General features: G+C 61.0%; 26 protein-coding genes. 13 read left to right on the top strand and 13 right to left on the bottom strand.

Going from position 1 to position 25,459, the window contains the following annotated elements; genetic code table 11:
* Positions 1-477 precede the first annotated feature (477 nt).
* From ACODTY_RS10020 to ACODTY_RS10040, 5 genes are all read right to left on the bottom strand, one after another.
* The gene (locus ACODTY_RS10020) at positions 478-1,476 is read right to left on the bottom strand and encodes a hypothetical protein (protein WP_488994124.1); all 999 of its coding nucleotides are present in this window, start codon (positions 1,474-1,476) and stop codon (positions 478-480) included.
* Positions 1,466-1,915 (bottom strand): hypothetical protein, encoded by a 450-nt coding sequence (locus tag ACODTY_RS10025; RefSeq protein ID WP_488994125.1) that lies wholly within the window; start codon positions 1,913-1,915, stop codon positions 1,466-1,468. Before ACODTY_RS10025 ends, ACODTY_RS10020 begins: the two co-directional genes overlap by 11 nt.
* A 750-nt stretch (positions 1,916-2,665) precedes the next feature.
* On the bottom strand, positions 2,666-4,480 hold the full coding sequence (gene lepA, locus ACODTY_RS10030; RefSeq protein ID WP_488994126.1) for a translation elongation factor 4: 1,815 nt from the start codon (positions 4,478-4,480) through the stop codon (positions 2,666-2,668).
* 54 nt (positions 4,481-4,534) lie between these two features.
* Positions 4,535-5,170 carry an NrsF family protein gene (locus ACODTY_RS10035; RefSeq protein WP_488994127.1) on the bottom strand — a complete coding sequence of 212 codons (636 nt, stop codon included), beginning with the start codon at positions 5,168-5,170 and terminating at the stop codon, positions 4,535-4,537.
* A 1-nt stretch (position 5,171) separates the two neighbouring features.
* Positions 5,172-5,711, bottom strand: a complete 540-nt coding sequence (locus ACODTY_RS10040; RefSeq protein WP_488994128.1) for a sigma-70 family RNA polymerase sigma factor — start codon at positions 5,709-5,711, stop codon at positions 5,172-5,174.
* A gap of 256 nt (positions 5,712-5,967) precedes the next feature.
* On the opposite strand from ACODTY_RS10040, the gene ACODTY_RS10045 reads away from it, so the two are divergent.
* Both ACODTY_RS10045 and msrA read left to right on the top strand, forming a co-directional pair.
* Complete coding sequence (locus tag ACODTY_RS10045; protein ID WP_488994129.1) at positions 5,968-6,267, top strand: hypothetical protein; 300 nt, start codon at positions 5,968-5,970, stop codon at positions 6,265-6,267.
* A gap of 110 nt (positions 6,268-6,377) precedes the next feature.
* Complete coding sequence (gene msrA, locus ACODTY_RS10050) at positions 6,378-7,103, top strand: peptide-methionine (S)-S-oxide reductase MsrA (protein ID WP_488994130.1); 726 nt, start codon at positions 6,378-6,380, stop codon at positions 7,101-7,103.
* A 138-nt stretch (positions 7,104-7,241) separates the two neighbouring features.
* Here msrA and ACODTY_RS10055 read toward each other — a convergent pair whose 3' ends face one another.
* The 4 genes from ACODTY_RS10055 to ACODTY_RS10070 all read right to left on the bottom strand — a co-directional run bounded on the left by ACODTY_RS10055 (position 7,242) and on the right by ACODTY_RS10070 (position 11,348).
* Positions 7,242-8,351: a porin gene (locus ACODTY_RS10055; protein ID WP_488994131.1), complete on the bottom strand. Its 1,110-nt coding sequence runs from the start codon at positions 8,349-8,351 to the stop codon at positions 7,242-7,244.
* 257 nt (positions 8,352-8,608) lie between these two features.
* Positions 8,609-9,613, bottom strand: coding sequence for a cytochrome d ubiquinol oxidase subunit II (locus ACODTY_RS10060; RefSeq protein ID WP_488994132.1), 1,005 nt, complete (start codon positions 9,611-9,613; stop codon positions 8,609-8,611).
* Between the two features lie 4 nt (positions 9,614-9,617).
* Positions 9,618-10,979, bottom strand: a complete 1,362-nt coding sequence (locus ACODTY_RS10065; RefSeq protein WP_488994133.1) for a cytochrome ubiquinol oxidase subunit I — start codon at positions 10,977-10,979, stop codon at positions 9,618-9,620.
* Between the two features lie 105 nt (positions 10,980-11,084).
* Entirely contained in the window at positions 11,085-11,348 is a 264-nt protein-coding gene (locus tag ACODTY_RS10070) for a PepSY domain-containing protein (RefSeq protein WP_488994134.1), read from the bottom strand.
* A 174-nt stretch (positions 11,349-11,522) separates the two neighbouring features.
* On the opposite strand from ACODTY_RS10070, the gene ACODTY_RS10075 reads away from it, so the two are divergent.
* Entirely contained in the window at positions 11,523-12,446 is a 924-nt protein-coding gene (locus ACODTY_RS10075) for an ABC transporter ATP-binding protein (protein WP_488994135.1), read from the top strand.
* Positions 12,443-13,204, top strand: coding sequence for an ABC transporter permease (locus tag ACODTY_RS10080; RefSeq protein WP_488994136.1), 762 nt, complete (start codon positions 12,443-12,445; stop codon positions 13,202-13,204). The genes ACODTY_RS10075 and ACODTY_RS10080 overlap by 4 nt, the downstream gene beginning before the upstream one ends.
* 54 nt (positions 13,205-13,258) lie before the next feature.
* Here ACODTY_RS10080 and ACODTY_RS10085 read toward each other — a convergent pair whose 3' ends face one another.
* Positions 13,259-15,262: a PhoX family protein gene (locus tag ACODTY_RS10085; RefSeq protein WP_488994137.1), complete on the bottom strand. Its 2,004-nt coding sequence runs from the start codon at positions 15,260-15,262 to the stop codon at positions 13,259-13,261.
* Positions 15,263-15,448: 186 nt separating this feature from the next.
* On the opposite strand from ACODTY_RS10085, the gene ACODTY_RS10090 reads away from it, so the two are divergent.
* From ACODTY_RS10090 to ACODTY_RS10105, 4 genes are all read left to right on the top strand, one after another.
* Positions 15,449-15,787: a hypothetical protein gene (locus ACODTY_RS10090; protein ID WP_488994138.1), complete on the top strand. Its 339-nt coding sequence runs from the start codon at positions 15,449-15,451 to the stop codon at positions 15,785-15,787.
* A gap of 19 nt (positions 15,788-15,806) precedes the next feature.
* Complete coding sequence (locus ACODTY_RS10095) at positions 15,807-16,505, top strand: phosphatase PAP2 family protein (protein ID WP_488994139.1); 699 nt, start codon at positions 15,807-15,809, stop codon at positions 16,503-16,505.
* A 92-nt stretch (positions 16,506-16,597) separates the two neighbouring features.
* Positions 16,598-16,846: a helix-turn-helix domain-containing protein gene (locus ACODTY_RS10100; RefSeq protein WP_488994140.1), complete on the top strand. Its 249-nt coding sequence runs from the start codon at positions 16,598-16,600 to the stop codon at positions 16,844-16,846.
* 112 nt (positions 16,847-16,958) lie between these two features.
* The gene (locus tag ACODTY_RS10105) at positions 16,959-18,653 is read left to right on the top strand and encodes a SulP family inorganic anion transporter (protein WP_488994141.1); all 1,695 of its coding nucleotides are present in this window, start codon (positions 16,959-16,961) and stop codon (positions 18,651-18,653) included.
* On the opposite strand, the gene ACODTY_RS10110 is transcribed toward ACODTY_RS10105, so the two are convergent.
* Both ACODTY_RS10110 and ACODTY_RS10115 read right to left on the bottom strand, forming a co-directional pair.
* Complete coding sequence (locus tag ACODTY_RS10110) at positions 18,622-19,434, bottom strand: C40 family peptidase (protein WP_488994142.1); 813 nt, start codon at positions 19,432-19,434, stop codon at positions 18,622-18,624. The two genes, ACODTY_RS10105 and ACODTY_RS10110, sit on opposite strands and share 32 nt — an antisense overlap.
* A 48-nt stretch (positions 19,435-19,482) precedes the next feature.
* A complete protein-coding gene (locus ACODTY_RS10115) occupies positions 19,483-19,959 on the bottom strand; it encodes a CYTH domain-containing protein (RefSeq protein ID WP_488994143.1) in 477 nt (158 codons plus the stop codon).
* 115 nt (positions 19,960-20,074) lie between these two features.
* Here ACODTY_RS10115 and ACODTY_RS10120 point away from each other — a divergent pair, with 115 nt between their 5' ends.
* Genes ACODTY_RS10120 through ACODTY_RS10135 form a run of 4 tightly spaced genes read left to right on the top strand, consistent with a single transcriptional unit; the run spans position 20,075 to position 23,767 of the window.
* Positions 20,075-20,761 carry a CerR family C-terminal domain-containing protein gene (locus tag ACODTY_RS10120; protein ID WP_488994144.1) on the top strand — a complete coding sequence of 229 codons (687 nt, stop codon included), beginning with the start codon at positions 20,075-20,077 and terminating at the stop codon, positions 20,759-20,761.
* On the top strand, positions 20,758-21,711 hold the full coding sequence (locus ACODTY_RS10125) for an HlyD family secretion protein (RefSeq protein WP_488994145.1): 954 nt from the start codon (positions 20,758-20,760) through the stop codon (positions 21,709-21,711). Before ACODTY_RS10120 ends, ACODTY_RS10125 begins: the two co-directional genes overlap by 4 nt.
* On the top strand, positions 21,708-22,628 hold the full coding sequence (locus ACODTY_RS10130; protein WP_488994146.1) for an ABC transporter ATP-binding protein: 921 nt from the start codon (positions 21,708-21,710) through the stop codon (positions 22,626-22,628). The genes ACODTY_RS10125 and ACODTY_RS10130 overlap by 4 nt, the downstream gene beginning before the upstream one ends.
* Entirely contained in the window at positions 22,625-23,767 is a 1,143-nt protein-coding gene (locus ACODTY_RS10135) for an ABC transporter permease (RefSeq protein WP_488994147.1), read from the top strand. Before ACODTY_RS10130 ends, ACODTY_RS10135 begins: the two co-directional genes overlap by 4 nt.
* A gap of 41 nt (positions 23,768-23,808) precedes the next feature.
* Here ACODTY_RS10135 and ACODTY_RS10140 read toward each other — a convergent pair whose 3' ends face one another.
* Complete coding sequence (locus ACODTY_RS10140) at positions 23,809-24,792, bottom strand: threonine/serine dehydratase family protein (RefSeq protein WP_488994148.1); 984 nt, start codon at positions 24,790-24,792, stop codon at positions 23,809-23,811.
* Between the two features lie 225 nt (positions 24,793-25,017).
* On the opposite strand from ACODTY_RS10140, the gene ACODTY_RS10145 reads away from it, so the two are divergent.
* Entirely contained in the window at positions 25,018-25,428 is a 411-nt protein-coding gene (locus ACODTY_RS10145; protein ID WP_488994149.1) for a hypothetical protein, read from the top strand.
* The last annotated feature ends 31 nt before the right edge of the window (positions 25,429-25,459 follow it).

Genomic DNA, 25,459 nt, shown 5'->3' on the forward strand with positions numbered 1-25,459 from the left:
CCTTCGCCCCTTGTGGGAGAAGGTGGCCGAGCGAAGCGAGGTCGGATGAGGGGTGAGTGAGCGCAACCAGTTCTGAACAGCTTGCATACTGCCGCACCGTCACGGAATGGATCCCGGACATTCCTCTCTCGCTTCGCTCGAGAGTGAATTCCGGGATGACGAAGTGGAGAGGCTGCGCTTGGGTTTCTAAGGCACCACCGCCACATCGCGACGCTACCGCTGCACACGCACGTGCTCAGCCTGCGCAATGTCGATCAACTCGCCAAAACGATTCTTCGCATCGGTCGCGTAAGGGTTTTCATGAGAAGAAATTAGCTGAATTAGCTAATTTGGGCAGAACTGCCGCCTGACACATCATCGACGGGATCACGGACAGTCGGCGGCCGCCCGGCTTCCTCGGGACCTGCTACCGACTCTAGGGGGCGGAAAAGGCTGAGAATAGTGGAGCGGAGATTCGAAATAGGTGGACATAGAATATTACGATATAACTCTCCGTAGCAGCTTGATTTTTAACGCTCTTTCAACCTCCTCTCTGAGAGCTTCGCTATTTTCTGTTTTAGCCATCAAGAAATCAATATACTCTGATTTCTGCGCTCTCTTCGCCTCTTCATCTGTTACGTACGAATTTCGGACGATATGAAACAAAAAACCGGATGGATAATAAAAATCATAGAACTCTCCACTTTTTTCTATTATATATTCACGTATAAGCATACTAAATTCTTCTGAGATACTATGTATCTCAGTGCTTTCGAGGAATAAATACAATACAGGCTTTACTTCTGCCACCGGTGCTGAGGCAGCGATCCGCGACTCGGACCAGTCAGCACCCAGCTGCATCATTCGCTCGTCAAACGGCCTTTTTAGAAATGCTTTTATCCAAACTTTTCCCCACTTAGGATGGAGTTTATACGCATTTAGCCATGCGAAAAGTCGCTCGAAACTTACGTCTCCAGGGGTGTCATCAAGCAGGAGATCGTTGTCAGGCGTATCTTTGATAGCCGCCCAAATAGCGTTATGTCGCTGGCTCAGCTGGTGTTCTGCATCGACCCAATCATCGCGCTCTACTTCTGGAAAATACGCTGCCGCCACCATTCCCCACATGCCGTGCATGGCTGCTCGGGGGACACCGCAAGCCCTCGCGAGTTGCAGGTCTAGAAGTGGCGCGTGTTGAAGCTGTACAGCATGCTCGTCCCGGTACCTGAAAATCTCCGTGAGGTTCATTATTCTGATTTTATTGTTCAAGTCTCGAAAAGCTATCAGCCCCGGCTCACCGACTTGGACTGAATATATACCCTCAAAATCCGATGTCATCTCATAGAATTCACTACTCAAGAACGGCACCATTTCTACCACATTATAGTATTCATCCATCTCCTGGACGAACGGTAGGTTTGATCCATCCATGATGAAAACTGGCACTACGACGCCTGGTGCATCTGATGGAGCCAAGATACTGGTGACGTTAAACTTCATAGTATCCGCGATTTCTGTAAAATGAGTCTAATTTCTCATAAATTGCATAATAATGATAATCTTTTCGAAGAGGATAAATTGGATAAGTTTCGATACGAGCACCAAAAGATCGTATCATAGATGTGTACTTTCGGCTTTCAAGATATATTTCTGGTATTATAGCCAATATAAGTTTTCGTTCTTTAAATTTAAAATCTACATTATATTGTACTTCTATTGAAAATCGTCTGTCATCGGCACGGCTACCTCTCTCTTTTATTAACGTATGAAGCGCCATTATCTCTTCGTCCGTGATCCCAAGTCCGTGCAAGTTTTCAAATTTTTCTCGTTCCAAATTTCTAAGGTGATAGTAATTTTTATTTGTAACAAAGAATGCACCAATAGCGTTTCGAACAAGCGTGTCGGATGGCGGAAATTCGTAGTCAGAAATCTCCATCATAGTGATATAATTCGGATACCGTTTCCGAGCGAACGCGCCAGTATCAAATGGATGTATCCTTCGAGCTCCATTGATATCAAAATTAAATATAAGACAGCTCGGTAGCTCCCAATATTGAGGGTCTTCTCGAAGCGTTTTTTTGTAAGCGGCCCGACCAACGAAAAAATACAATAGATTTTCGCCCTTAAATATATCGCAAGGAGAACATTGCAAAGCGCCGCTCGATACAGCCTTTCGGATCAAATACGAGTCTGACGTGTGTACTAGCGGCAAGGGTGCGGCAGGAGTAATGGAATTCTTTTCCAAGAACCGCTGTAGGGGACTTTTCTTCATTAGTGAACTGCCGAATAAACTGCCTATCAAGGCAACTATATTTTATATAATCGCCACATCAAGAAAAAAGGAGCGGTTTCGGGTGTGTTGCCAGTGGTTAGGACGCCATTCATTTGTGGCTTCTATACCTGAGCTCATAATAGGCCTTCGACCCCTCCTTGAAGAAGCCGGAACTCTCTCTTTGAGATGCGTTCCACAAAGAACAGACAACGCGCAGAGTGCTGCTGTGGGCACCCGGCTTGGCCGGCCCTTAGACAGTCCCGCTCCGAAGTCGGGGCAAGGAAGAAAGGGATCGTGCCCGCTATCAGGCGCCACCCGGGGTGGGACCCGGTGCCTCCGTCACCTCCCACCCATAATTGACTAAAATCGATCCACCGGATCGATTTCCCGACAAGCACCTTCGGTTGCTTGTCGTCGTCAATTATCCCCCATCTTCAAGGCTTGGATGAAGGCTTCCTGCGGAATGTCGACCTTGCCGAACTGGCGCATGCGCTTCTTGCCCTCTTTCTGCTTGTCGAGCAGCTTGCGCTTGCGGGTGACGTCGCCGCCGTAGCACTTGGCGGTCACGTCCTTGCGTAGCGCCGAGATCGTCTCGCGGGCAATGACCTTGCCGCCGATGGCAGCCTGGATCGGGATCTTGAACATGTGCTGCGGGATCAGGTCCTTCAGCTTCTCGCACATGGTGCGGCCGCGCTTTTCCGCCGCCGTGCGGTGGACCAGCATGGAGAGCGCATCGACCGGCTCCTCGTTGACGAGGATCGACATCTTGACGAGGTCGCCTTCCTTGTAGTCGGTCAGATGGTAGTCGAAGGAGGCATAGCCCTTCGAGATCGACTTCAGGCGGTCGTAGAAATCGAACACCACCTCGTTCAGCGGCAGGTCGTAGACCAGCATGGCGCGCTTGCCGACATAGGAGAGGTCGACCTGGATGCCGCGGCGGTCTTGGCAGAGCTTAAGGATGGAGCCGAGATAATCGTCTGGCGTGAGGATAGTGGCACGTATCCACGGCTCCTCGATGTGGTCGATCTTGACCACGTCCGGCATGTCGGCGGGGTTGTGCAGTTCCTTCATCTCGCCGTTGTTGAGATGCATGCGGTAGACGACCGAGGGCGCGGTGGCGATGAGGTCGAGGTCGAACTCGCGCTCCAGCCGCTCCTGGATGATTTCGAGGTGCAGCAGGCCGAGGAAGCCGCAGCGGAAGCCGAAGCCAAGTGCTGCCGAGGTTTCCATTTCGTAGGAGAAGGAGGCGTCGTTGAGGCGCAGCTTGCCGACGGCGGCGCGCAAATCCTCGAAGTCGGCGGCATCGACCGGGAACAAGCCGCAGAACACCACTGGCTGAGCAGGTTTAAAGCCAGGAAGCGCCTCGGCGGTCGGGCGGCGGTCCTCGGTGATGGTGTCGCCGACGCGGGTGTCGGCCACTTCCTTGATCGAGGCGGTGATGAAGCCGAACTCGCCGGGGCCGATCTCGTCGGCCTGCACCATCTTGGGCGTGAAGAAGCCGGCGCGCTCGACCGGGTATTTCGCGCCGGTGCCCATCATGCGAATGGTCTGGCCCTTGCGCAGGACGCCGTCGATGACGCGCACAAGCACGATGACGCCGAGATAGGCGTCGTACCAGCTATCGACCAGCATGGCCTTGAGCGGCTTCGAGGCATCGCCTTCGCGCGGCGGCGGCAACTGGTGGACGATGGCCTCCAGCACGTCCTCGATGCCGATGCCGGTCTTGGCCGAGATCATGACGGCCTGCGAGGCATCGAGGCCGATGACTTCCTCGACCTGCTCCTTGATGCGCTCGGGCTCGGCGGCGGGCAGGTCGATCTTGTTGAGGACGACGACGATCTCGTGGTTGTTGTCGATGGCCTGGTAAACGTTGGCGAGCGTCTGGGCTTCCACGCCCTGCGAGGCGTCGACGACCAGGAGCGAGCCTTCGCAGGCGGCGAGCGAGCGCGACACCTCATAGGCGAAATCGACGTGGCCGGGGGTGTCGATGAGGTTGAGGACGTAGTCCTCGCCGTTCTTGGCCTTGTAGGCGAGGCGCACGGTCTGGGCCTTGATGGTGATGCCGCGCTCGCGCTCGATGTCCATGTTGTCGAGCACCTGCTCCTTGCCGGCCATCTCGCGCGCATCCATGGCGCCGGTGAGCTGGATCAGGCGGTCGGCGAGCGTGGACTTGCCATGGTCGATATGGGCGACGATGGAGAAGTTGCGGATGTGGTCGAGCGGTGTGGTCATGGCCGCGGGCTTTATCAGGCAGGCCGCGCGGCGGCAAGCGCGGGAGGCTGAGTTCTACCACCGCAGGATGCGGCCGCCGGCAAGCGCGCCGAGGCCGGCAAGCGCGACAATGGCGATGCTGTACCAGGTGGCGACGAAGAGCGGCGAATCGTCGGTGCAGTGGGCGGCGTAGAAAGTGGCGGCGATGCCGCCGGCCAGAAGGCCCGCGACGGCGCCGGCCAGGCGCGGGCGGGCGGGCGCACCGCGACGCATGGCGGCGAGCAGGACGGCGAGCGGGGCAAGGCCGATCAGCGGGATGAAGACGAGGCAGAGCATGTTGTTGTTGCCGATCCAGCGGGCCGGCCAGTCCGGCATCGGCACCAGCATCATTTCCGACATGACGGCGACGGCGAGCAGGATCGGAGCGGCGAGGAGCAGGCCGACGACGCGCGAACCGGCCTGCGGGCGCGAAAGGGCGGAGGCTGCGGCGAGAGCCGTGAGCGCAAGCGTGGCGGTGATGACGAACTTCAAAAGGAAGCGCGGCGTGGAGGCGGCGGCGTGGATGTCGGCGCGAGGGCCGAGCATGCCGAAGAAGGCGATCGCCGCCAGCACGATGGCGACGGCGACCCCGCCTGCCAGCAGAGCGGTGGCGGACGGACCACTTGCGCGGGCATCCTTGGCCAGGGTTGCGATGAGGTCGTCGGTCTTCATGTCATCGCTCCCCGAAGCGCCGGGCAATCGCTGCAAGGCCGCGGTGAAGCGCCACGCGCACGGCTGTGTTGGTCATGCCGAGCGCATCCGCCGTCTCGGCTATGGACTGGCCCTCGACCGACACGGAGGCGACGACAGCCTTCTGCGAAGGCGACAGCGTATCCAGCGCACGGCCGAGGTCGCGCTGGCTGATCGCCTCGCTTTCCGGCGCGGGAAGGATGTCGGTAAAATCGGCGATGTCGAGTTCGATGCTGCGGCCGCGCCGGCGGAAGGCGTCGATGGCCTTGAAGCGGGCAATGGCGAAAATCCACGGCAGGACGGGCTCATCCTGACGCCAGGTGTGCCGTTTGAGATGGATGGCCAGCAACGTATCCTGCACGATGTCTTCCGCCTCTACCCCGCCGCCCGGTGTGGTCAGCCGCCTTGCCAGCGCGCGCACGCGCAGTGCCGTCATCGACAGGAAGCGCTGATAGGCCCGCTCGTCGCCGGCCATCGCGGCCCTGAGCAATCCGGCAAGCTCGGCGTCGTCGGGTCTGGTCAATAAGCGCTTCCCACAATGCTATTCGTCGGCAGGGCCGTCACTGTTACGTGCTGGGCGATTTTGTCGAAGTAAACCGCGGCCCGATCACGAAAGCGTGTCGATAGCCGAGCGTAACATTTGCGACCGGGCGGCGAAATACCAGCAGGACCCGGCCCTGCCAGCGAGTTGGCGACGCCCGGCCTGCGGTGGCCGTGCGGCGGCGCCGCAACCTCATCCAGGGAGCGGCACACGCCGCAACCGGCCACGGGAGAACAACATGACACGCACCACCTCACTATCGGCGATCGGCTTTGCACTTGCCTCGATCTTCCTGTTCGCAGGCGGGCCGGCTTTCGCCGAGGATGCGATGAAGCCAGCCACGGACAGCATGGCCACCGACAGCATGAAGCCTGCCGATCCGATGGCAGCGGATGCGATGAAGGCCGAGTGCATGGAAAAGGCCGGCATGGAAACCGACGCCATGAAGAAGGACGAGGCGATGAAGGCCTGCGACGACATGGCGATGAAGGGCGACGCGATGAGCACGGATGCCATGAAGCCGGCAAGTTCGAACTGAACTTTGTCAACACGCACGCAGTTGTGAGACGCGCGGCGGAGCGTTCCGTTCTATGCTTTGCCACAGAAGCGAGCGCTCCGCCCGAAACTCCCAGTTGAAGGAGATATCGCATGACCGATCCCACCAAACGATCCTCCCATCGCAACCGGACCCTGATGGCGGGATTGCTTGCGCTCAGCGCGATTGCGCTGTGGCAATCGCCGACATTCGCGGCAGAAGAGGCAGTGGTGATCCCACCGCCATCGCTTGACGAACAGGTGAAGCCCGGCCTGGAAAAGGCCGTGTTTGCAGGCGGCTGCTTCTGGGGCGTGCAAGGTGTGTTCCAGCACGTCAAGGGCGTGACGAGCGCGGTGTCAGGCTATGCCGGCGGCAGCGCCGACGATGCGGTCTACGAGACGGTGGGCAGCGGGCGCACCGGACATGCGGAATCGGTCGAGATCACCTACGACCCGTCGAAGGTCACCTATGGCCAGTTGCTCCAGGTCTATTTCTCGGTGGCGCACAATCCAACCCAGCTCAACTATCAGGGGCCGGACCGTGGAACGCAGTATCGCTCAACGGTCTTCGCGGAAAACGCCGAGCAGGAGAAGGTCGCGCAAAGCTACATCGCCCAGCTCGACAAGGCCAAACTGTTTGGCAGCCCGATCGTGACAACGCTTGAAAGCGGCAAGGCGTTCTATCCCGCCGAGGACTATCACCAGGATTTCCTCCAGCTGAACCCGACCTACCCCTACATCGTCTACAACGACCTGCCAAAGGTGGAAAACCTCAAGGCATTGTTCCCGACGCTCTACAGCGACAAGCCGGTGCTGGTCATGGCGGCAAAAAAGAGCTGAACCGGCACGGCAAGCGCAACCGGTTTTCGCATGCCGATCTGGATAGACCCTTCGCCGAAATGAAAAGCCCCGCGACCATGGCCGCGGGGCTTTTAATAACTGCCACTGTCGGGATGCATTGACCCCGAAATGCTATGATCAGAAGGCGCGCTCGAAACGGAGAATGCCGCCGATGCCATCTTCGGAGACCGGGCGCGCGTCGGTTGCCGACTTGTTGTAGTAGTCGACTTCCGCCGTAACGGTCAGGCCGGACACGACTTCGTAAGCCACGTTGGCCGCGAGGCCGAACGTCTCGCCTTCATCATACGAAAGCTGCGCGTTCAAAGTGGTCTTGTCGTTGACGGTGTAGGTGCCGCCGCCCCAGACAGCCCAGTTGCCGTCCCACAGCTTGTAGAAATTGGTCGCGGCGTTGTCGTCGGTGCCGTAGCCGCCCATGATGAACAGGGTCAGGCTATCGCCAGCGTTCACGTCCAGGCGAACCTTGCCGGCCCACTCTTCCCAGTTGCTGTTGTAGGCGCCAACGGCGGAGACGGCACCCCAGCCCTGCTCGTACTTCGCGCCGAGCACGACGTGCGGAACATAGCTATCGATCGACTCGTCGCCAGAGCCTTCTTCCAGCGAAACCACGCCGGTGAAGCCGTTGCCGCCGTCGAAATAGTAGCTGATCAGGTTGGTGTCGAAATCGCCGTAAGGCACGAGCGTGTCGTCGATGACGCCGCCGGCATAGCCGATGAAGGTGTCGAACGCCGACTCGTCCTTACCGATACGAAGGCCGCCGAGCTGGATCCAGGCGAAGTTGAGAGACCAGTTCGACTCGTTGGACAACGTAAAGTCGGTATCGCCATCACCGTCACCATCGTACTCGGTGAAGTCGTGACCATCGCGGAATTCGAACCGGGTTTCGGTATATGTCTTGAGGGTGCCGAGCTCGGTCTCGCTGCCGGTCCAGGTCATGAGGGCAAAGCGGGCCTGCTTGTGGTAGGTGTCATTCAGACCGCCAGTGCGAACATCGGTAACGTCCAGGTGGCCCTCGCGGTCACCCACACCGATGTCGTAGCGGACATAGCCGCCGACGCGCAGGCAGGTCTCGGTGCCGGGGATGTAGAAGTAGCCAGCGCCATAGACGTCGCAAATCTTGACGTATTCCGCAGGTTCCGGCTCAGCCACGACGACGGCGTCGGCTGCATGGGCCGAGGAAACTGCGATCAGGGCCGCAGCGGAACCGAAAAGGACGCTCTTGATGTTCATCCAAATTCTCCAGTCAGAAGGCAGATACCAAGACTGCGATTGCCGCAGACGGAGACCCCTCTCCGATTCGTGCCTTCACTTCACTCATCCTTCTGCCAAGCGGCGCCGGTTGACAATCGGGATTGTGAAAGTTGAATGGAAACGGAAGGGTTTAAAGACTTCCGCGCCAAGAGTAGCACAAATGTCACATTTGAACTGGCCGCAACGATGACCTGGAAACCATTCGTTAATATCCGGCGATATCCGGCAGGCACCCGCTAGTCGTAGGTCAGGTCGCCGGCTTTGCCACCGAAGACGCGGTAGGAATAGAATGAATAGGCGATGATGATCGGCAGCACGAATACCGTGCCGACCAGGATGACGGCAAGGCTTTCCGGTGCCGAGGCTGCCTGCCAGATGGTGAGCCTGTCCGGCACCACATAAGGATAGAACGACCAGGCAAGGCCGGCGAAGCCGAGTGCGAAGATCGCCGCGAGCGTGAGAAACGGCACGATGGAATGGCGGTCGTTTTCCTTTGGCAGATGAAAGGTCTGCCGCCACAGCCAGACAAACAGCAACGCCGACAGGATGGGCAGCGGCGACAGATAGAGCATCTGCGGCCAGACGAACCACTTGTCGAAGATGCGCGTGCTGGCAAAGGGCGTCGCCAGCGAGATTGCGGCCATGCCGAGCACGGTTAGAACAAGTGTCGAGCGCAGCCAGCGCACCGCCTTTTTCTGCAAGTCGCCTTCGGTCTTGTAGATCAGCCAGGCAGCGCCCATCGCGGCATAGGAAGCGGCGAGGCAGAGCGCCACCAAGGCACCGAAGGCCATCGCCGCAAGGCCGCTGTCGAGACCGAGCACATAGACGCCCAGCATATAGCCCTGCGCCAGCGAAGCGATAAGCGAACCGGCAAAGAAGATGCGGTTCCAGCGATGCTTGCGGCCCGCAGGGACCTTGGCGCGAAAGTCGAACGCAACGCCGCGCAGGATCAGGCCGACAAGCAGCAGGAAGGTCGGCAGGTAAAGCGCGGTGAGGATGACGCCGTGCGCCAGCGGAAAGGCGACGAGCAGAAGGCCTACCGCCAGTACCAGCCAGGTTTCGTTGGCATCCCAGAATGGGCCGATGGCGGCGATCATAGTGTCCTTTTCCGCATCGTCGGCAAAGTTGAACAGGATGCCGATGCCGAGATCGAAGCCGTCGAGCACGACATAGATCAGGATGGCGAGGCCCATGAGGCCGGCGAATATCAGCGGCAGAAGGGTTGGCCAGTCAAAGGTCATGATTTCACTCTCCTGCCGCCGGTTGCGAGAGCGGGGCGTTGAGCACGCCCGGCAAGGGCGAGGTGTCGCCGTCCTTCGCGGCCTTCAATGCAAGATGCACCAGCACGCCGAGATAGGTGGCGAGCAGGGCCGCGTAGAGGATGAGGTAGATCGCAAGCGTCAGGGCGACGTGGCTTCCTGCGACCGGACCGACCGCGTCGGCGGTCTTGAGGATGCCGGTGACCAGCCACGGCTGCCGGCCGATCTCGGTGGTGTACCAACCGGCCAGCGTTGCGACCCAGCCCGACAGCGCCATCGGCACCATGAGAAACGCCAGCGGCTTTGGCAGGCCGCGGCGGCGGCGCAGGAAAAAGGCGGCTGACCACGAAACGGCCAGCATCAAAAGGCCGGTGCCGACCATGATTCGAAAGCCCCAGAAGACGGGAAAGACCGGCGGATGATTGCCCTCGAACTGATCGAGGCCGGGGACCACGCCGTCCATGCTGTGCGTGAGGATGAGGCTGGCACCGTTGGGTACCGTGATCTCGAAGCGATTTTCCTTCGCCTTCTCATCCGGGATTGCAAACAGCACTAGCGGAATGTTCGGCCCGGCATGCCAATTCGCCTCCATCGCGGCGACCTTGGCCGGCTGGTGCTCCAGCGTGTTGAGGCCGTGCTGGTCGCCGACGAATATCTGAACGGGGATGAGAACGGCGGCCAGAAAAACGCCGGTGCGAAGCGCCTTCCACATGGAATCGGAACGGTCGCCGGCGAGATAGCGCAGCGCCGAGAAGCCGGCGATGAGGAACGATACCGTGAGGCCCGAAGCAATCAGCATATGGGTCAGCCGATACGGCATCGAGGGATTGAAGACGATTGCCCACCAGTCGACGGCGTGCGCGACGCCATCGCGCATCTCGAAGCCCGTCGGTGTCTGCATCCAGGAATTCAGCGCGATGATCCAGAAGGCCGAGACGGTGGTGCCGCCGGCGACGAGGACCGTGGCAAGTGTGTGGATGCGGTTCGGCACGCGGCGAAAGCCGAACAGCATGATGCCGAGGAAGGCAGCCTCCAGGAAAAAGGCGGTGAGAATCTCGTAGGCGAGCAAGGGGCCTGCGATGTTGCCGACCGTTTCCATATAGCCCGGCCAGTTGGTGCCGAACTGGAAGCTCATGGTGACGCCGGTGACGACGCCGAGCGCGAAGGAGAGCGCAAACACCTTTACCCAGGTGAAGTAGGCGCGCATCCAGGCGGTGTCGCCGGTGGCGTTGTAGCGCAGCTTGAAGAAGAGGAGCACCCAGCCGAGCGCAATGGTGATGGTGGGAAACAGGATGTGGAACGAAATATTCGCTCCGAACTGGATACGCGACAGAATGAGCGGGTCCATTGGCAAAAGGCTCCGGCTGCTCTCCCACGCAGAAGTTAGGCGCTCACCATGGCGACGTCAAAGCGGCGCGGCGTCACGCGAGGCGGAAGGTCGCAGCCGTTCCCGTTACTTGGGATCGCCGGTCACGGGATCGAACCTGATTTCCACCTTGGCCTTGTCGGTGGTGTAGTACGTGACCTCGTAGGCTCCATCGTCCCATTCGATATCGTCGATGTAACGGAAGCCATCACGCTGTTCGACCTTGGCAACAATCTCGGAGAGCTTCTTTGAATCAGCAGGCGGGGCGCGATCGGGATCCTGCGCATAGGCTGCGCCGGCGAGAAACGAGAACGCGACGGCGGCAGTGGCAATGGACACGGTCTTCAGCATGAAAGCCCCCTGATAACGGTTGAGACGACCAAACAAGATGTAACTCGCTGCGTGCCAATCGGTTCCGCCGAAAAGAAATGGCGTGAGATGTCAGGAGTGGCGTTGACTTTATCCGTCGCGCACCGACATTCAGGCGCCAGATAAAGAAATCCATTCCAATCCAAAGCCATTCCCATGCAGCCAATCATTTCGATTTCAGGCGTCTCGAAAACCTATGCTTCCGGCTTCACGGCGCTGAAGGAAGTCAACCTCGACATCAGGCGCGGCGAAATCTTCGCCCTGCTCGGCCCCAACGGCGCGGGCAAGACAACGCTGATCTCGATCGTGTGCGGCATCGTCAACCGCTCAGACGGCACGGTTACGGTGGACGGCCACGACATAGGCACGGACTACCGCGCGGCGCGCTCGCTGATCGGGCTGGTGCCGCAGGAATTGACGGTGGAAGCCTTCGAGACCGTGCGGGCGACGCTCAACTTCAGCCGCGGCCTGTTCGGCAAGCCGCCAAATCCCGAACTGGTCGACCAGATACTGAAGGACCTGTCTTTATGGGACAAGCGCGACGCCAAGGTGACGACGCTTTCGGGCGGCATGAAGCGGCGCGTGATGATCGGCAAGGCGCTGGCGCATGAGCCGCAGATCCTGTTCCTCGACGAGCCGACGGCGGGCGTCGACGTCGAGCTTCGGCAGGACATGTGGGCGATGGTGCGGCGGCTGCGCGAAAGCGGCGTCACCATCATCTTGACCACGCACTACATCGAGGAAGCCGAGGAGATGGCCGACCGGGTCGGCGTCATCAATCACGGCGAGATCGTCCTGGTCGAGGACAAGACCGAGTTGATGCGCAAGCTCGGCCGCAAGGTGATGAGGCTGGAATTGCGCCAGAAGCTGGACGCGATACCGGCAGCGCTTTCGAAATATGCACTTGAGCTAGGCAAGGATGGCGGATCGCTGACCTATACCTATGACAACCAGAGCGAACGGCCGGGCGTCGCCTCGTTGCTGCGCGACCTCGAGGCGGCAGGCATCCAGTTCCGCGATCTCGATACGGAAAACAGCTCGCTCGAGGAAATCTTCGTCAATTTGGTGAGGCACTCATGAACCGCCACGCGATCTGGGCCATCTACCGGGTCGAGATGGCCCGCACCATGCGCACGCTTTTGCAGAGCGTCGTCTCGCCGGTGATTTCGACGTCGCTTTATTTCGTGGTGTTCGGAGCGGCGATCGGCTCGCGCATCTCGGAGATCGGCGGCGTGAGCTACGGCGCGTTCATCGTGCCGGGACTGATCATGCTGTCGCTGCTGACCCAGTCGATTTCGAACGCCTCGTTCGGCATCTATTTCCCGAAATTCGTCGGGACGATTTTCGAGCTTTTGTCGGCGCCGGTGTCCTATCTGGAAATCGTCATCGCCTATGTGGGCGCGGCGGCGACCAAGTCGGTGGCGATCGGGCTCATTATTCTCGCAACCGCTTCGCTGTTCGTGCCGCTGCACATCGAGCATCCTTTCTGGATGCTGTGCTTCCTCGTGCTGACGGCAGTGACGTTTTCGCTGTTCGGATTCATCATCGGCATCTGGGCGCAGAGTTTCGAGCAGTTGCAGCTTGTGCCGCTTTTGATCGTGACGCCGCTGACGTTCCTTGGTGGATCGTTCTATTCGATCGACATGTTGCCGGGCATCTGGCGCACGATCACGCTGTTCAATCCGGTGGTCTACCTGATCAGCGGGTTCCGCTGGAGCTTCTTCGGCACTGCGGACGTGTCGCTCGGCGTCAGCCTCGGCATGACGCTCGCCTTCCTGTTTGCCTGCATCGCGGTGGTGGGCTGGATATTCAATACGGGCTACAGGTTGAGGACGTAGTTCCGACCGAAGCTTTGGGGCGAGCCGAAGCCCGCCCCTGCCCTCAAGTTCCGGTCAGACAGCGATCTTGCCGCCGCCCTGTTTCGTTATGACAACGACGCCCGGACGGACCGGCATGTCCGGCTTGAAGTCCGGCCAGCGGGTCGAAGGGTCCTCGTAGTAGGAGGGGCGGCCAAAGCCCTCCCACTCCTCGCCGCCATCGCCCGGATGCTGGACGGCGACAAAGGCGGTTTCGTCGTTGGGCGTGAACAGCGGGCCGCACATTTCCGCCCCGACAGGCACGCGGAAGAACAGCTTCGAGGTGGCGCGCGCATCGCCCTCTGTATCCACCGCCCACAGGCCGTCGGTGCGGCCGGTATCCTTGGCGTTGTTGCCGTCGGTGGAAACCCACAGGCGACCGGCTGAATCGACGGCGCAATTGTCCGGCATGCCGAACCAGCCATTGGCGGTGGTGGCGGTCGAGAAGGACGCGCCGACTTCGGCAACGGACGGATCGCCGCATTTCAAGAGCACTTCCCACTTGCCCTTGGTGGCGGTGAAATCGCCGCCGTCCTCGATGATCTCGATGATGTGGCCGAAGGCATTCTTGGCGCGCGGATTGGCGGCGTCGACCTGATCGTCCTTGCGCTTGGTGTTGTTGGTCAGCATGACATAGACCTTGCCGGTGACGCCGTTCGGCTGAATGTCCTCGGGGCGATCCATCTTGGTGGCGCCGAGCAAATCGGCGGCGCGGCGGGTCTCGATCAGCACGTCGGCTTGTGACTCGAAGCCGTTTTCCGCCGTCAGCGGACCCTCGTTGAAGGTGAGCGCAAGCCATTCGACCGAGCCGTCCTCGGCGAACTTGGCCGTATAGAGCGTGCCTTCGTCGAGCAGGTCCATATTGGCGGCGCGGTCGTCCGGATTGAACTTGCCGGCGGTGACGAACTTGTAGACGTAGTCGAAGCGCTCGTCGTCGCCGAGATAGAAGACGACGCGGCCATCCTTGGCGACGATCGATTCAGCGCCTTCGTGCTTGAAGCGGCCAAGCGCGGTGCGCTTCTTCGGCGCGGAGGTCGGGTCGTTGACGTCCACCTCCACGATCCAGCCGAAGCGGTTGGCCTCGTTCGGCTCCTTGGCAAGATCAAAACGCTCGTAGTGGGCAGCCCATTCGTAAGAGCCTTCCGGAATGCCGAGACGCTCGTAGTTGCCGGCTTCCTTGTGGTCGGCCGGCAGTTCGCCGGAGAAATAGCCGTGGATGTTTTCCTCGGCCATGACATAGGTGCCCCAAGGGGTGACGCCGCCGGCGCAGTTGTTGATGGTGCCGAACACCTTCAGGCCGGACGGATCGGCATTGGTCTTGACGCGATCATGGCCGGCGACGGGACCGGAAAGCTGCATCTCGGTATTGGCGGTGATGCGGCGGTTCAACTTGCCGTCACGCACGACCTGCCATTTGCCGCCGTCCTTTTTGATCTCGACGATGGTGCCGCCGTGCGCGGCCATCTCGATATCGACCTGCTCCTTGCTGAGAGCAGCCTGCTCCAGCACTTTCTTGCCTTCCTTCTCGCCAACGGTGACGAGGCCGGGGAACATCAGATGTGCGGTGGTGTATTCGTGGTTGACGACGAGGAGGCCATGCTCGGACGAGCCTTCTAGCGGGATGAAGCCGACATAGTCGTTGTTGTAGCCGAATTGCTTTGCCTGGGCCTCGGCGTTCTGCTTCACAGGATCGAACTCGGGCGCATCGGCAAACAGCGGATCGCCCCAACGCAGCAAAACGTCGGCATCGTAGCCGGCGGCGACATGGTGCTTGTCGTCGATGCCCGCCTCAACCTCATCGAAGGTGAAGGCCGACGTACCGGCGGCCCGCGCCTTTTCAGCGGTCATGAGCGCCAGCGGGCTGACCGTTGCGGCAATCGCGGAAACCGCGAGAGAGCCCTTCAGGAAGCCGCGGCGGGAGAAGCGGGCGGCAATGATCTCGCCCATGGTGCGGTTGTCGGTGGGATTGGTGCCCGGCCCGTCATTTTCCTCAAGCAGGCTGGTGCGGAATTGCGCCTCGTGCGCCGTCTGTTCGGTCATGGCTTGTCCTCTGGCTTTCAAATTGGCTGGAACATTGCAGTGGCAGACGGGTAACGGCGGCGGATCACAGTTTCATGACCAGCGAAGCAAAAATCGGCTGTCCCCACAAGCCAAGGGCCGACGACTTGACCGCGCCATGCGGTTCAGAAACAACGCCTTGAAGCGCCATTTTTGGGGAAGCGAGCCATGAGTGCATTGGGAATGTTCCTGCTCGGTCTTTCGACCGCGATATTCCTGCTGGCGGCTACGGTTGCGAAATACTGGGCGCTGGGGCCAAGCCTCGGCAAGCTCGTCTTGACGCTCATCCTCTATTCGCTCGGCAACCTGATCATGCTGAAGCTGATCAAGGAGTTCGGCATGTCGATCTCGTTTTCGCTGTCGGCGGTGATCCAGCTTGTCGCGGTCAATCTCGTGGCACTGGCCTTCTTCAGCGAGCGCGTGACCTCGCTACAGGCGGCAGGCATCGTGCTGGCAATCGTGGCAGTGGCGCTGATCACGCTCGGGCCCTATTTCCAGGGCCGATGACAGGCATGGAAGCGGCAGCATGAACGGGATCGCAGCAGTTCTCAAACGGGTGGAATTTCCGATGCTGCTCGCCGGCATCATCATCGCCGGCGGGATGTGGGGTTTCCTCGAACTGATGGAGGTGGCGCGCGACGCCTCTCCCCATTCGCTGGACAGCGAAATCCTGCTTTACTTCCGCGTTGCCGGGCACCCCGACATGCCGATAGGTCCGGCATGGCTGCAAGGCGCAATGCGCGACATCACGGCGCTCGGCAGCGCCAGCGTGCTGACCCTGATCACGGCGGCCGCAGCGATCTACCTTTTCCTGATCAAGCGGCCCGCGACCGCACTGTTCGTGATCGCCTCGATTGCCAGCGGGCAGATGCTTTCAAGCCTGCTCAAAGCGGGCATCGACCGGCCACGCCCCGAACTGGTCACGCATCTGGCGCAGGAAACCTCGCTGTCTTTTCCGAGCGGCCACGCCATGATCTCGGCGCTGGTTTTCCTGACGCTCGGAGCGCTTGTAAGCCGCGTGGTGCATGGGCGAACCACGAAAATCTATGTGCTGTCGCTGGCCGTGGTCATCACGCTTCTGGTCGGCGTCTCGCGCATCTATCTCGGCGTGCATTGGCCGTCCGACGTGCTGGCAGGCTGGTGTGCAGGCTTTGCCTGGGCCATGCTGTGGTGGTTGGCGGCGCGTCTGTTGCAGCGGCGCGGCGAGCCCGAGACTGACGAATAGACATATGTTTCACATATTCATACTTATGTTTGACACATCACTATGACTGTATCATATATGTATATTGCAGACTTAGACGGGAGGTCTGACCGGTGATCACAGCAGCGCAGATGCGCGCGGCGCGGGCACTGGCCGGGATCGACCAGAAGACGCTCGCCGAACGGGCCGGGGTTTCGCTGCCAACCATCCAGAGGATGGAAGCCAGCGAAGGCGTGGTGCGCGGCGTGGTGGACACGCTGATGAAGGTCATCCAGGCGCTCGACGAGGCCGGGGTAGAACTGATCGGCGAGAACCAGGCCAGCGAGCGCGGCGGCCGGGGCGTACGCCTCAAGAGCCGTTAGGCCTTTTCAATCCCAACCTTCCGGTTTGGGTCTGCGCAAAGCCGCGACAGCGGCCGCCGACGTTTCTTGAAAAATGCCGACGCCGCTGTCTTTCAGGTTTGAAGGCAGACCGATGGACCAGACGAGCCGGCACAAGGCCGCGAGCTTTTCCGAACTTTACACGCCCAAGCTGGTGACGGTGCTGCGCGAAGGCTACCACCTTGCCCAGTTCAAGGCGGATGCCATTGCCGGCCTGACGGTTGCCATCGTGGCGCTGCCGCTGTCGATGGCGATTGCCATCGCGTCCGGCGTCGGGCCGGAAAAGGGCCTGTTCACCGCCATCGTCGGCGGCTTTCTCGTTTCGCTTCTGGGGGGCAGCCGCTTCCAGATCGGCGGGCCTGCAGGCGCCTTCATCGTGCTGGTGGCCGCGACAGTCGACCGCCACGGCGTCGATGGGCTGATCCTTGCCACCATGCTGTCCGGCCTGATGATGGTTGCGGCTGGATATCTGAGGCTCGGCACCTACATCAAGTTCATCCCCTATCCAGTGACGGTCGGCTTCACCGCCGGCATTGCCGTCATCATCTTCGCCAGCCAGTTGCACGACCTGTTCGGCCTGACGCTGGCGGACAAGGAACCGGGCGACCTGATCCCGAAGCTGATGGTGTTGGCAAAGGCGCTGTCAAGCCTGAACCCTTCGGCGCTTGGGATCGCGGTGCTGACAGGCGCAATCATCGTCGGATTGAAAAAATGGCGGCCGACATGGCCAGGCATGCTGATCGCGGTTGCGGCAGGCTCGCTGGTGGCGGTGCTTGGCGGACTCGAAGTCGAGACCATCGGCACGCGCTTCGGCGGCATTCCGTCGATGTTGCCGGAGCCGTCGCTGCCCGCTTTCGATGCGGCAAAGATCGTGGCCGTGCTGCCGGACGCTATCTCCTTCACGCTGCTTGGAGCAATCGAATCGCTTTTGTCGGCGGTGGTGGCAGATGGCATGACCGGGCGACGCCATCGCTCGAACTGCGAACTGGTGGCGCAGGGCGCGGCCAATATCGGCTCGGCACTGTTTGGCGGCATCTGCGTGACGGGCACCATTGCGCGAACGGCGACCAATGTGCGGGCCGGCGCTCATGGTCCGGTTTCCGGCATGCTGCATTCGGCATTCCTGCTGTTGTTCATGCTTTTAGCGGCACCGCTGGCCAGCTACATTCCGCTGGCAGCACTTGCCGGCGTGCTGGCAGTCGTTGCCTGGAACATGATCGAGCGGCCGGCGTTCCGTGCGCTTCTGGCTTCCTCGCGCGGCGATGCGGCGGTGCTGCTGGTCACCTTCGGCCTGGTGATCTTCCGCGACCTCACGACAGGTATCGTTGTCGGCTTTGCGCTGGGCGCGCTCTTGTTCATCGGGCGCATGGCGCGGCAGGTGGAAGTGGAGGCGCATACGCCGCTTCTGGTCGACGATGTCGCCGACGACACGAACGGCGAGCGCAAGGCCTACGATGCGGCAAGCTCAACCGACCCGGATACCGTCGTCTACCGGATTTCCGGTGCGTTCTTCTTCGGCGCGGCGGCAACGGTGGGTTCTGTGCTCGACCGCATCGCCGACCAGCGGCGCACCTTCATCCTCGATTGCTCGGCGGTGCCGTTCCTCGATTCCACCGCCGCGAACGTCATCGAAGGCACGGCGCGCAAGGCCAAGAAGGCCGGCGTGCGCTTCTACATTGCCGGGGCATCGCCGCAGGTGCGGCGCATGCTGATTACGCATGGGGTGAAACCGCCGCTGGTGAAGTTTGCGGCGTCGGTCAAGGACGTTGCGAGCGTGCCGGCAGAATAGAGTTGGGCGTTTCCCCCCACACCACCGCCTTGTAGTCGAAGCCATATTCCAGCGTCGGTTTGACGATCCGGAAATAGGGCGAGAGATCGAAGTCGCGCGGCGTGTAGAGCGAGTAGTGGCGGATGTGCAGGATTTCCCGGCGCGAATAGTTCGACTGCGCCGACGCGCGGCCGGGGGCAAGCGTGATTTCCGGCAGGATCGGGTAGCGGATCTCGCCATAGGCCTGCGCGATCAGTGTCGAGCATATGGCGCGGGTGGGATCGCCGGAACCGAAGGCGAGCAGGCGGCGACGCCAGCGCACCGGCACAGGCGGCGTCGGGAAGAAGTAACGCAGCATGTCGAAGATGTTCTTGAGATCGTAGCGCAGGCCGAGCTTGCCGATCATGAAGGAGACGACGTGGTCGCGGTCTTCCGGCGACAGGCCGCTCGCGCGGCAGATGCGGGTGTTGTAGGTGCGATAGTTCGACAAAGGCACGGCCACGCAGCCCTCGCCGATGGTGACCTCGATGAGGCGCGGCCGTTCCGACCCGTCCGCCGGTTCCGGCAAGGCGTCGCCGACATAGAGCGCGGCGTGTGACCAAGTGGACTGCGTGAGGTACTTGATGGCCGCCGATATTTTCTGGTTGCCTTCGACGAGCAGGATGTCGCCGGGCTCCAGCGTGCGGCGCAAGGTGTTCGGATCAGACGGCGTGTAGGGCTCGTAGCCCGAGGATTCCGCCTGCAAGCGCCCCGCAATCCAACGGCCAAGCTTGTCGAGAAAGGTTTCGGCAGGGGCGGTCATGACGTCAGCGAACCTCCGGCCGTGGCATGCGGCTGCCTATGAGATGCCTCATCGCAGCACACGTTCCGGAAAACCGTTCAAGGCCAGCGAGGCATTGGAATAGCGCAGCTCGCCGGTGACCTCCTCGCCGAGCCACGGCGGCAAAAGGGCGTCCGCCACCTTGTCCATGGTTTCGAGCTCGGCAACGACGAGGCCGTCGAGCTCGCCGTTGAAGACATCGACTTCGTAAAGGTAGTTCTCGTGCCTGACATGGTGGCGCGTCTTGCGGATCACCGTGCCGATGGCAAAGGCCAGCATCTCGTGAGCGTCGGCCAGCGGGACGGGATATTCGAACTCGTCGCGCTGTTTAAGGTCGCTGCCGAATTTCAGCGTCAGCTTGGCGCTCCTGCCGTTGGAAATGCGCAGGCGAATGGAGCGCTCGGAGGAGATGGCCAGATAGAACTGGACGATGGCGATGCTGTCTTCGACGGCATCACGCCACGCGGCATCCTTCACCAGAAACTTGCGTTCGACTTCCTTGGCCATGGCCGGGACTAAAGCCTGTGAACCAACGCAAATCAACCTGCCCGCGGTCGGTTTGGCAGGTGAAATTGACTTTAATCAATCGATTGATTAAATCGCCAACATGCTGCGAGCGCGCATGGAGAGGACGGCTGAACACAGTGCGGTTTCGACCGCTGCCGACGAAACGCGCGCGGCCCTTATCCAGGCGGCATTGAAGCTATTCGGGCGGCAAGGCTTCGAGGGCACCTCGACGCGCGAAATCGCAGCGCACGCCAAGGCCAATATCGGCTCCATCGCCTATCATTTCGGCAGCAAGGAAGGCCTGCACGCAGCAACCGCCGACCATATCGTCGGGACGATCCAGCAGGTCGCTTCGCAGACGCTTGGCAATGTCCACACGGCGGCAAATGGCCGACCCGACCCGGAAGCCGCGCAAGCGCAGATGTTCGCAACGCTGGAGCGCATGATCGGCTTTTTCGTGGTGAGCCCGGAGGCCGGCGATATCGCCCGCTTCATGCTGCGCGAAACATCGCAACCGACCAATGCGCTGGACCGTATCTATCACGGCGTGTTCGAGCCGTTGCACAAGCGGCTTTGCCAGATCTGGGAACAGGCGACAGGCGAACCGGCGGAAAGCGAGCGCACGCGGCTCACGGTTTTCACGCTGATCGGCCAGGTGGTCTATTTCCGCATCGGTCGCGAAGTCGTGTTGAAACGCATGGGCTGGGACGGCATCGGTGACAAGGAGGCCGGCCAGGTGCTTGGCGCGATAAGCGTAAATCTGAGCGCCCTCCTGGCAGCGCGAAAGGATGCGAACGAATGAGCCTTTTTTGCTACGTCCCGCTGGCCATGCAATTGTTCTCAGCCTGTTCAGCGCCGCCGTCGCTGACGGTCGGCTATGTCGAGGGCGACTACGTGCTGCTCGCTCCGATCGAGGTGGCGCAGGTCAAGGACATCAACGTCAAGCGCGGCGACCGGGTCGAGCCGGGCATGCCGCTGGTGACGCTGGAAAGCGCCGACGCGCAGATTGCCGTCGCACAGGCCGAGGCGGCGCTGGCGCAGGCCGAGGCGCAGCTTGCCAACCTCCAGGTGGGCAAGCGGCCGGAAGAGATCGCGGTGCTGCAGGCCGCGGTGCGCTCGGCCAATGCCCAGGCCGACGAGGCAAGCCGCGTGCTCGACCGAACCAAGGACCTCGCCAAGCGCGGCATCGCCACGCAGGCGCAATTGGACGAAGCGGGGACCGCGGTCGAAGTGGCGCAGGCGCAGATCGGACAGAGCGAGGCCAATCTCGCCGTGGCCGGCCTGCCGGCGCGCGCCGAGGAGATCAAGGCGGCGAGCAGCCAGGTCAAGCAGGCTCAGGCAGAGCTTGAACAGGCAAAATGGCGGCTGTCGAAACGCCTTTTGACAGCGCCCTCGCCCGGCCGCGTCGATGATGTGATCCGCAATCCCGGCGATACCGCAGGACCTGCTGCGCCGGTGGTTTCCATCCTGCCGGACGGGGCGGTGAAGCTTACGGTCTACGTGCCGCAGGATGCGTTTTCCTCGATCAAGGTCGGCTCGCAGCTTTCCGTCACCTGCGACGGCTGCGCCGACGATCTCAAGGCGCGGGTGAGCTACGTGTCGCCCGATCCCGAATTCACGCCGCCGGTGATCTATTCGCTCGATAACCGGCAGAAGCTGGTCTACCTCGTCGAAGCGCGCCCGGAAGGCGATGCCACGCGGCTGCAACCCGGCCAGATCGTCGATGTCGGCCTGGTGGACCCCGGCCAATGAATGCCATCGACGTTCGCGGACTGGTCAAGCGCTTTGGCGACAAGACGGTGGTCGATCATGTGACCATGGCTGTGGCCGAGGGCGAGATCGTCGGCTTCCTCGGTCCGAACGGTTCCGGCAAGACGACGACGATCCGCATGATGTGCGGGTTGCTGACGCCCGACGAGGGCAATGGCACCGTGCTCGGCTACGACCTTCTCAACGAAGGGCTGAAGATCAAGCGCGAAGTCGGCTACATGACGCAGAAGTTCTCGTTCTACGAGGATTTGACCATCGGCGAGAACCTTGAATTCGTCGCCCGGCTCTATGAGTTGCAGCCGGTCGAGAAATTCGTTGCCGACACGCTTGCCGATCTCGGGCTGACGACGCGGCGCAACCAGCTTGCCGGCACGCTTTCGGGAGGTTGGAAGCAGCGGCTGGCGCTTGCCGCCTGCATCATGCACAAGCCGAAGCTGTTGTTGCTGGATGAGCCGACGGCAGGTGTCGATCCCAAGGCGCGGCGCGAGTTCTGGGATGAAATCCACCTTTTGGCGAGCAGCGGACTGACCGTCCTTGTCTCCACCCACTACATGGACGAAGCCGAACGCTGCCACCGCATCAGCTACATTTCCTACGGCAAGATGCTGGCAACCGGCACGGTGGACGAGGTGGTGAAAAACGCCGGGCTGTCCACCTTCGTCTTGCAAGGCAAGCGGCTGGACAAGATTGCGGCCGCGCTGGTCGGCAAGCCGGGCGTCGAACAAGTGGCGCCGTTCGGGGCGACGCTTCACGTGGTCGGCTCCAACCGGGCGTTGCTGCAAAACACATTGTCGGTGCTGGAAAGAATCTACCCCGGCGTTCGCATAACCCCGGGAGAAACCAGCCTCGAAGACGTGTTCATCCAGTTCATGGCCGGTGCGAAGGACAATATGGGATGACGGTCACCAGCGTCTTTTCGTTCGCGCGTCTCAATGCCTTGCTGCGCAAGGAATTCATCCAGATGCGGCGCGACCGCGTGACGTTCGCCATGATGCTCGGTGTCCCGCTGACGTTGCTTGTGCTGTTCGGCTTTGCAATCAACAACGACCCCAAGGGCCTGCCGGCGGCGCTGCTTTCGATGAGCAACGACCAGTACACCCGCGCCATGGTGTCTGCGCTGGAGAACACCAACTACTACCGGTTCGGCTACATCGCCCGGACCGAAGCGGAAGCGGACGAGCTGATGGCAAGCGGGAAGGTGGCGTTCCTGGTCACGATTCCCTCCGATTTCGGACGGCGGGTGGAGCGTGGCGACAATCCGCAGATCCTGATCGAGGCGGACGCGACCGATCCGTCGGTGGCGAGCGGCGCGATCTCGACGCTGAGCACCATTGCCGGACAGGCTCTGCTGAGAGCACAAGGCCAGCAGGCTTCGGCTGCCGAGAATGCGCAAAGCCGCCTCGATGTCGTGGTGCACCGGCGCTACAATCCCGAAGGCATTTCGCAATACAACATCGTGCCCGGCCTGCTCGGCGTCATCCTGCAGATGACCATGGTGATGATGACGTCGATTGCGCTGACGCGGGAAACCGAGCGCGGCACGATGGAGAACCTGCTCGCCATGCCTTCCAGCCCGCTGGAGATCATGCTGGGCAAGGTCTTGCCCTATGCCTGCGTGGGCGCGGTGCAGGTCGTGGTCGTGCTGATAGCCGCCAAGCTCTTGTTCTTCATACCGTTTGTCGGCGGACTGGCGCTGCTTCTGTCATCGATTCTGGTGTTCGTGCTGGGGCTGGTGCTGCTTGGCTACACGATATCGACCGTGGCTCGGACACAGATGCAGGCGATGCAGCTTACCTTCTTCTTCTTCCTTCCTTCGATCCTCTTGTCAGGTTTCATGTTCCCGTTCAGCGGCATGCCGCAATGGGCGCAATGGCTGGGCGAAATCTTCCCCCTGACCCACTTCCTGCGCATCGTGCGCGCAGTGATGCTTAAAGGCGCGGGGCTTTTTTCCATCCTGCCAGAAATAGCATGGCTGTTCGGCTTCGTGCTTTTGTTTGCCGGCTTTGCGTTGCTGCGCTTCCGGCGCACGCTCGACTAAGAACTGCGGCATTTGGATGAGGGTGGCCTGCGCTTGGGCGGTCAGGTGCCGGCGACCATGCGCGAATAGACGTCGAAATCGACATTGCCGCCCGACAGCACGACCGCGACAGATTTGCCCTGCAAGTCGATGCGGCCGGAAGAAAGTGCCGCAAGCGCCACTGATCCGCCCGGTTCAACCACCAGCTTGAGGTGGGCCATGGCGTCGCGCATGGCGGCGGCAACGGCTTGTTCTGAAACGGCGACGACGCCGGCAAGATTGCGGCGGTTGATTTCGAAGGTGATGAGGCCGGGCTCCGAGGTCATCAGGGCATCGCAGGACGAATTGTGGCCGGGCTCGTTGGCAACCCGTTTTCCGGCTTCCAGCGAACGGCGCGTGTCGTCGAAATGTTCGGGCTCCGCGCCCCAGACAGCGGTAAGGGGCGAGGCATCCTTCACGGCAAGCGATACACCGCCGATCAATCCGCCACCGCCACATGGCACGACCACCGTGTCGAGGCGAACGCCAAGCTCCGCCGCCTGCTGCATGAGTTCGAGGCCGACAGTGCCCTGCCCGGCAATGATGGCCGGGTCGTCAAAGGGCGGGACCAGGACCATGCCGCGATCGAGATATGGCTGCACGACATCCTCGCGGCGGTCGCGGGCACGGTCGAAAGGAACGACCTCCGCGCCCATGCGAAGCACATTGCCGACCTTGGTCTGCGGTGCATCTGCGGGCATGGCGATGACGGCCTTCGCGCCGAACAGCGCCGCCGAAGCCGCGACACCCTGCGCATGGTTGCCGGAGGAGAATGCGACGATGCCACGCGCCCGCTCTGCGTCGCTCAGGCCGGAAATCTTGTTGTAGGCACCGCGGAACTTGAAGGAACCGGTGCGCTGCAGGACTTCCGGCTTGAACAATACCCTGCCGCCAAAGCGCTCGTTGAGCGCCTGCGATTCAACGAGCGGCGTGCGCACGGCAAGCCCGGCAAGGCGCTGCGCGGCGTTTCTGATATCGGCGATGCCGGGAGCGGACGCGAGAGCCATCGAAAAATCCTTGTGCGACATGTTTTGTTAATCATGCCCGCAAAGCAAAACGCCGCACCAATGAATTTTCTCGATCAAGTCATCAAAGTACCGCAATCCATGCGCCTTCAAGCATGGCAATCGAGGTAAGATTCGGGTCACTCACCGAATGTTTCGTGCCGATTGCAAAAGCTGATGTGAACCGGATCGCTTCGGCGCCGTTATGGTCCGACAGGAGGCCTTGTTATGCGAAACATTCTCAAAACCACCCTGATGGCTGCAGCCCTCGCCCTGACGGGCGCTGCAACGACCGTCGCTCATGCCGATTCGCTGGAATTGCATTTTGGCCAGGGCGGACCGACGGTGCGCATGAGGGAAGACTGCAATCCATACCGCGAGGACTGCCGCACCGGTCGGTGGAGCTATCGTGACAACGAATGGCGCGAAGGCGGCCCGCGCAGCGACAACCGTGGCTGGGCCCGGCGTGAGTGCCCGCCGGAACGGGCGCTGGCCAAGGCTGACCGGATGGGAATCCAGCGTGCCCGCATTCTCGACGTCGGTCGGCGCACCATCGATATCGGCGGCCGCTCGCGCTATGGCGATCGCGTAGTCGTGAGCTTTGGACGCTGGGACAGAAGCTGCCCGGTCTATCGCTGACCTGCGTGGATGACTTCAGCGGGATGAGGAA

It is taken from the genome of Mesorhizobium sp. FG116, assembly GCF_057809835.1.